The organism is Ornithinimicrobium sp. (genome assembly GCF_051004135.1).
Taxonomy (GTDB): domain Bacteria; phylum Actinomycetota; class Actinomycetes; order Actinomycetales; family Dermatophilaceae; genus Ornithinicoccus.
The window spans coordinates 1-6,534 of the sequence record NZ_JBPCKQ010000085.1; the positions used below are offsets into that span (position 1 = coordinate 1).

Sequence of the window (6,534 nt, forward strand, 5' to 3'; positions counted from 1 at the left end):
CTCGCCCTCGCGGGCGAGGAGCGGGATCCGGAGTCGCTGGCGGAGATCCGGGAAAAGTACGGACTGAACGACTCCTTGCCGGTGCAGTACTTCCGCTGGGCCGGCCTGGTGCTGCGCGGGGACCTCGGGGAGTCCGTGCGCACCGGGATCAGTGTCGGGCAGACGATCGTGGACAAGCTGCCGATCACCGTGGAGCTGGCGGTGCTCAGTGTGCTCATCGCGATGCTGATCGGTATCCCGACCGGGATGCTGGCCGCGGTCCGCAAGGGTGGACCAGTTGACTACCTGAGCAACGCGTTCGGGCTCGCCGGGCTGTCGATCCCCAACTTCTGGTTGGGCCTGGTGCTGATCCTCCTGCTGGCCATCAACGTCGACCTGTTCCCGGCTTCGGGCTACGTGCCCTTCTTCGAGGATCCTCTCGGGAACCTGTACCACATGGCTCTTCCGGCCTTCGTGCTCGGGACCGGCCTCGCTGCGGTGATCATGCGGCAGATGCGGTCATCGATGCTGGAGTCCTTGGGCAGCGACTACGTGCGGACAGCACGCGCCAAGGGCCTCAGCGAGTGGTCAGTGGTCGGGGTGCACGCCGCCCGCAACAGCCTGATCACAGTGGTCACGGTGATCGGACTGGCGCTGGGCGGGCTCATCTCGGGTGCGGTGGTGACCGAGCAGATCTTCGTCATCCCTGGGTTCGGCAACCTGATCGTCTCGGCGGTGTTCCAACGGGACATCCCGATGATCCAGGGATCAGTGCTCGTGGCCGCCGCGGGTTACATCCTCGTTAATTTGGTGGTCGACATCCTTTACTCCCTGCTCAACCCACGTATCCGGATCTCGGGAGGCTCGGAATGAGCATCGACCCTGAAACCGGGCTCGCGCCGACGGTGACGGCGGGAACGGCCGGCAGGCTCAGTCCTTCCGCTCGTCGTCGGCGGCGGATGGTGCGTCGGTTCACCTCCCGCAAGACGGCCGTCGTCGGGGCGGCCCTGTCGCTCTTCTTCGTGCTGGTCGCGGTGTTCGCGCCGCTGATCGCGCCGTACTCCGCGTCCGAGAGCGACTTCGCGATGCTGCTGTACTCCCCATCGCCGGCACATCCATTCGGCACGGATGAGCTGGGCCGCGACATCCTGTCGAGGGTCATCATCGGTGCCCGCGCGTCGATCGTCGCTGGCGCCATGGCCACCATGCTGGCCATGGTCATCGCGGTACCCATCGGACTAGTGGCTGGCTACTACCGCGGTGTGGTGGACATGGTGATCATGCGGGTCAACGACGCGTTGCTGGCCTTCCCGTTCCTGGTGCTGGCGGTCGGCCTTGCCGCGATCCTGGGACCGTCGCTCGTCAACGCGGCGCTGTCCATCGGCTTGTCCGCGGTGCCGCCACTGGTGCGGATCACCCGGGGAGAGGTGATGGCCCTGCGAGAGGAGGACTACGTGGACGGTGCGATCGCCAACGGTGCGAACGACTTCGTCATCCTGCGCAGCCACATCCTGCCCAACATCGTCAACACCCTTCTCGTGCAGGCCACGGTCCTGATCCCGGCGGCGATCATCGCCGAGTCGCTGCTGTCCTTCCTCGGGCTCGGCGTGCAGCCACCGGCCCCGTCATGGGGTGTCATGCTCTCGGCCGCGCAGCCATACCTTGGCCAGGCGCCATGGATGGCGATCTACCCCGGAGTCGCCATCTTTGTCGCGACGCTGTCGTTCAACCTCCTCGGGGACGGACTGCGCGACGTACTCGACCCGAAGGCACTCACATGAGCGACCCCCTGCTGCAGGTGTCAGACCTCTCGATCCGCTTCCGCACCGACGAGGAGCCCGTCCACGCAGTGGACGAGCTGTCCTTCAGCGTCCGCGAGCAGGAGATCCTGGCGATCGTGGGGGAGTCAGGCTGCGGCAAGAGCGTCTCGGCGCTGGCAGTCATGGGTCTGCTTCCTCCCGCCGCCGAGATCGTGTCAGGGAGCATCGAGTTCGACGGCGTCGACCTCACCCGGCTGGGCAGGTCTGAGATGCGCGCCATCCGGGGCAAGGATATCTCGATGGTGTTCCAGGAACCGATGACCTCACTCAACCCGGTGTTCCGGGTGGGCCGACAGATCACCGAGGTGCTCCGCCAGCACGAGGACATGTCCCGTAAGGCGGCCCGGTTGCGGACGCTCGAGCTGCTCTCCCTCGTGGGGATCCCCGCTCCCGAGCGCAGGGTCGACGACTATCCGCACCAGATGTCCGGTGGGATGCGGCAACGGGTCATGATCGCGATCGGCCTGGCCTGCAATCCGAAGGTCCTGATCGCCGACGAGCCCACCACGGCGCTGGACGTGACCATCCAGGCGGGGATCCTCGACCTCATGCGTGAGCTCAGGGACGAGTTCGGCACCGCCATCGTGCTCATCACGCACGACCTCGGAGTGGTCGCGGACATGGCTGACCGCGCGATCGTCATGTATGCCGGGCGCAAGGTCGAGGAGACGACGTTCGACGACATGTTCGCCCACCCCCAGCACCCCTACACGATGGGTCTGCTCGGCGCGGTGCCCCACCCCGGGATGGCTGCCAGCATGGGCGAGAACCGGCGGCTCACCGAGATCGAGGGTCAGGTGCCCGTCCTGCACGAGCCCATCGACCACTGTGCGTTCGCGCCGCGCTGCGCCCGGGCTGACGACCTGTCCCGCTCAGAGGTCCCCCAGCTGCGCGAGGTACGGCCGGGCCACCGCGTCGCATGCTTCCACCCCGGCCAGGAAGGGGCTCCTCAGTGAGCACCAGCACGCACGAGGCGGCCGCCAGCGGCGTTGGGCCCGGAGCTGCCATCGAGCCCGTGCTCGAAGTGACAGGCTTGAAGAAGCATTTCCATGCCTCGCAGGGGCTCAGCGGTGGTGGTGGTGGTCTGGTGTATGCCGTCGACGGGGTCTCGCTGAGCATCGGCGAGGGCGAGGTGATGGGGCTCGTCGGGGAGTCCGGCAGCGGGAAGTCCACCCTGGGTCGCTGCATCATGCGAATGGAGGATCCCACGGCCGGCCGGATCAGCCTGAACGGTGTCGACATCACAAGCCTCAACCGAAGGCAGATGCGTCCTTTGCGCAGGGACATGCACATGGTCTTCCAGGACCCCTACTCTTCCCTCAACCCGCGGATGACGGCAGGGCAGATCGTGGCCGAGCCACTGCGTCTGCACGGCATCGCGCGAGGGTCGGAGGCCGAGGACCGGGTCAGCGACCTCTTCGACAAAGTCGGTCTCGGCGCCCACATGCGATACCGCTTCCCCCACGAGATGTCGGGCGGGCAGCGCCAGCGGGTCGGCCTGGCTCGAGCGCTCGTCCTGCGCCCGAGCCTGCTGATCGCGGACGAACCCGTGTCGGCGCTCGACGTTTCCGTGCAGGCGTCGATTATCAACCTGATGATGGACCTCCAGCAGGAGATGGGCTTCTCCTGCCTCTTCATCACCCACTCGCTGTCCGCGGTGGAGTTCATCAGCGACCGCGTGGCCGTCATGTACCTCGGCAAGATCGTCGAGCTGGCATCACGCGAGGAGCTGTTCAGCTCACCCAAGCATCCTTACACCCAAGCGCTCTTGTCCGCGCTCCTGGTGCCCGACCCCGAGGCACAGCGCCACCGCCAGCGCGTGCTCCTTCCCGGAGACATCCCCAGTCCGCTGGCTCCCCCTTCCGGGTGCAACTTCCACACCCGGTGCCCCGTCGTCGTGGAACGCAACAAGGTGGAGGAGCCCGAGCTGCGGCGGGTCGGCGACGGATCACACTGGGTGGCCTGCAACCTCGTCACCGACGACGGACAGGCGCCCGACATCCTGAAGGCTGGGCAGGCACAGGATGACCACGACCAGATGTGACCTCCCCTCACGCGACCCCGACGTCCCGTTGGCCGGATGCGTATCGTTGGGACGACGGCGCGCAGCCCGGCGGCAGCCCAGGGGGGCTGAACCGGGTGCCGGTGGCGCCGCATGCTGAGTTGCGTGGTGGGACCGTGATCGGCCCGGGCGCGATCGAGGCGCTGCAGCCGGCCAGCCCCCTGCGCGAGCAGGTGTATGAAGCGCTTGAGGATCTCGTCATACGGGGCGTTCTTGCGCCGGGCCAGCGCCTGACTGAAGAAGACCTCGCCAAGCGGCTGGGGGTGAGCCGTAATCCCGTCCGCGAGGCGCTCAACGGGCTCAGCCGCACGGGCTGGGTGGAGCTGCGTCCCCGGCGCGGCGCCTATGTCCGGCGGCAGACGGCAACGGATGGCGACCACTTCTTCCAGGTGCGCCGCCTGCTGGAGATGGAGGCCGCCCGGCTGGCGGCTGCGCGGGCAACCGCGGAGATGGTCGCGCCGCTAGAGGCCTTGCTCACGGAGGGCCGGACAGCGCTGGAGGCCCCAGACCAAGAGGCTCTGCTGTCCGTTAACTCCCGGTTCCACGCCGAGATGGTGACGCTCACCGGCAACAGCTTCTTATGTGAGCTCCTGGGCTTGCTCGATAAGCGTCTACGGTGGTACTTCTCACCCGTGGTCCTCACGCGCGGGCCCAGCTCCTGGCAGGAGCACACGGACCTGGTCGAGGCGATCGTCGCCAACGACGAGGAGAAGGCCGTCGAGATGATGAGGTTGCACACCGAGGGCACTCGGCTCGCCTACCTCGCGCAGGTCACGCACACAGAAGAATGACGCCGTCATCGGGGTCATCTGGCCCCGTCCCTTGCCATCTTCGAGCACCCGGAGGACTCCATGAACACGCCCGACGTCGTCTCTTTGAAGCCGACACCAGAACAGTACGCTTACGCCTTCGGAGGTAGCGCACCACTGGTGACGGTCCAGCCCGGCACGATCGTCGCGCTGTCCACCGAGGACTGTTTCGCGGGCAAGGTGCGAGGCCTGAACGACCTGCCGAGCCAGGTGTGCACTTTCCCTTTCCTCAACCCGGTGACCGGACCGGTCGCGGTCGAAGGCGCCCAGCCCGGTGACACCCTCGCCGTGCACTTCGTGGACATCGTGCCGGCCCGGGACTGGGCTGTCTCGGCCACCTTCCCGCAGTTCGGTGCTCTGACGACGACCACCCACACCGCGATGCTCCACGAGCCGTTGGAGGAACGGGTGTGGGTGTACGACATCGACGTCACCGCAGGCGTCTGCCGTTTCCGCGCGCGCAACTCCGAGTTCACGATCGAGCTTCCGCTCGACCCGATGCACGGCACCGTGGGGGTGGCCCCCGCCGCAAACGAGGTGATCATGAGCATCACGCCGTCTGCTCACGGTGGCAACATGGACACCCCGGAGCTCCGGGTGGGGACCACTGCCTACTTCGGGGTCAACGTGCCCGGCGCGATGCTCTCCATCGGTGACGGGCACGCCCGTCAGGGCGAGGGCGAGGTCTGTGGCACCGCGGTCGAGGCTGCGATGAACACCGTCGTCGTCGTCGACCTGATCAAGGGATGTGCTCCGCCGTCGCCGCGACTGGAGAGCGACGACTTCCTGATTACCACCGGCTCGGCACGGCCCCTCGAGGACGCCTACCGGATGAGCCAGCTCGATCTAGTCACCTGGGCGGGCTCGCTTCTCGAGCTCGACCGGCTGGATGCCTACCAGCTCGTCAGCCAGACCGGGCTGGCACCCGCTGGGAACGTGGTGGACACCAACTACACCATGGTCGGCAAGCTGGCCAAGTCGCTGTTCGGCGGGCGGCAGGCGTACGACGGGATGCACGACCGTCTCGCGGCAGTCGGTGCGGAGTACCTGCGAGTGCGCTGAGACCGGATCGCGGCTTCTCGACAGCGATCTTGGCGCCAGCCGGCGGATGACCGTGCCCCCGGAGACGCCCTGACACCCGCACCGGCGGCACCAGTCATCCGGCTCGACCACCCGGCAGGCCAAACACCGCACGGCCAGGCTCGAGCAGCTGCCCGGTGACTTCCAGGCCGAGGTCGTCCAAGCCGGTGAAGGTGGTCAGGTCAGAGCGCGTGAAGGTCGCGTTCGACCCTCACCCCGGCACCGGCGCGCCCACCCCAACTACCCCCTCAACTGCGAAGAGCCTGTAATCGACGAGCTGATGACCGGCGCTGCTTCACTTTCGAGAGGGCTTTGCCACCCGAACGGATGCGGGATCTCGCGGACGGGTAGCGACCTTCGAATGTCGGTCGCCATATCCCAACATCTGCACAAAACTTCGGGCTCTCCTGACATGGATGTGGGTCAGGGGCCAAACTTTGCACCGATGCCTGTATGCGGGATACGTTGGTCTGCGTGTCAGCGCACCGAAGCCTGATGGGATCCCCGTGACGACGCCCCCGTGTGTTCGCTTACTCACCGTCCCCGCTGGGGTCGAGCGGACCGTGTTGCCGAACCGCGCCGTCCAAGATGCGGGGGCGGCCTGCCTGGCACAGCAGTTCCTTTCGGTGGTGACCGTCGACGGCGGCGTGCGCCCACAGGGCGCTTCACAGCGATGCGTGAGGGTTCCTCGCGCCACTGGCTCGAGAAGCCTTAGTCGCCCCTTCACCGAAGCGCCCCGTTCATCCGGCACCAGCAGCATCGATCAAGGAGCGCGCCATGCGAA

6 protein-coding genes and 1 pseudogene are annotated in these 6,534 nt (G+C 66.9%); 6 read left to right on the forward strand and 1 reads right to left on the reverse strand.

Annotated elements, in window-relative coordinates; genetic code table 11:
* The 6 genes from ACR2FV_RS04905 to ACR2FV_RS04930 all read left to right on the forward strand — a co-directional run.
* On the forward strand, positions 1 to 852 hold an 852-nt coding region (locus tag ACR2FV_RS04905), incomplete at its 5' end, for an ABC transporter permease (protein WP_434014583.1).
* On the forward strand, positions 849 to 1,760 hold the full coding sequence (locus ACR2FV_RS04910; protein WP_434014584.1) for an ABC transporter permease: 912 nt from the start codon (positions 849 to 851) through the stop codon (positions 1,758 to 1,760). The genes ACR2FV_RS04905 and ACR2FV_RS04910, both read left to right, overlap by 4 nt.
* Complete coding sequence (locus ACR2FV_RS04915; protein ID WP_434014585.1) at positions 1,757 to 2,755, forward strand: ABC transporter ATP-binding protein; 999 nt, start codon at positions 1,757 to 1,759, stop codon at positions 2,753 to 2,755. Before ACR2FV_RS04910 ends, ACR2FV_RS04915 begins: the two co-directional genes overlap by 4 nt.
* Positions 2,752 to 3,843: an ABC transporter ATP-binding protein gene (locus ACR2FV_RS04920; protein WP_434014586.1), complete on the forward strand. Its 1,092-nt coding sequence runs from the start codon at positions 2,752 to 2,754 to the stop codon at positions 3,841 to 3,843. The genes ACR2FV_RS04915 and ACR2FV_RS04920 overlap by 4 nt, the downstream gene beginning before the upstream one ends.
* A 134-nt stretch (positions 3,844 to 3,977) precedes the next feature.
* Entirely contained in the window at positions 3,978 to 4,652 is a 675-nt protein-coding gene (locus ACR2FV_RS04925; protein WP_434014587.1) for a GntR family transcriptional regulator, read from the forward strand.
* Between the two features lie 138 nt (positions 4,653 to 4,790).
* Positions 4,791 to 5,732 (forward strand): acetamidase/formamidase family protein, encoded by a 942-nt coding sequence (locus ACR2FV_RS04930; protein ID WP_434014588.1) that lies wholly within the window; start codon positions 4,791 to 4,793, stop codon positions 5,730 to 5,732.
* Positions 5,733 to 5,753: 21 nt separating this feature from the next.
* Here the strand turns inward: ACR2FV_RS04930 and ACR2FV_RS04935 are convergent.
* Positions 5,754 to 5,931 (reverse strand): annotated as a pseudogene (locus tag ACR2FV_RS04935) (ISL3 family transposase); the annotation flags it as partial.
* Between the last annotated feature and the right edge of the window lie 603 nt (positions 5,932 to 6,534).

Coding starts and splice junctions, on each gene's coding strand:
- ACR2FV_RS04915 (WP_434014585.1), top strand. CDS start 1,757: ATGAGCGACCCCCTGCTGCAGGTGTCAGACCTCTCGATCCGCTTCCGC.
- ACR2FV_RS04910 (WP_434014584.1), top strand. CDS start 849: ATGAGCATCGACCCTGAAACCGGGCTCGCGCCGACGGTGACGGCGGGA.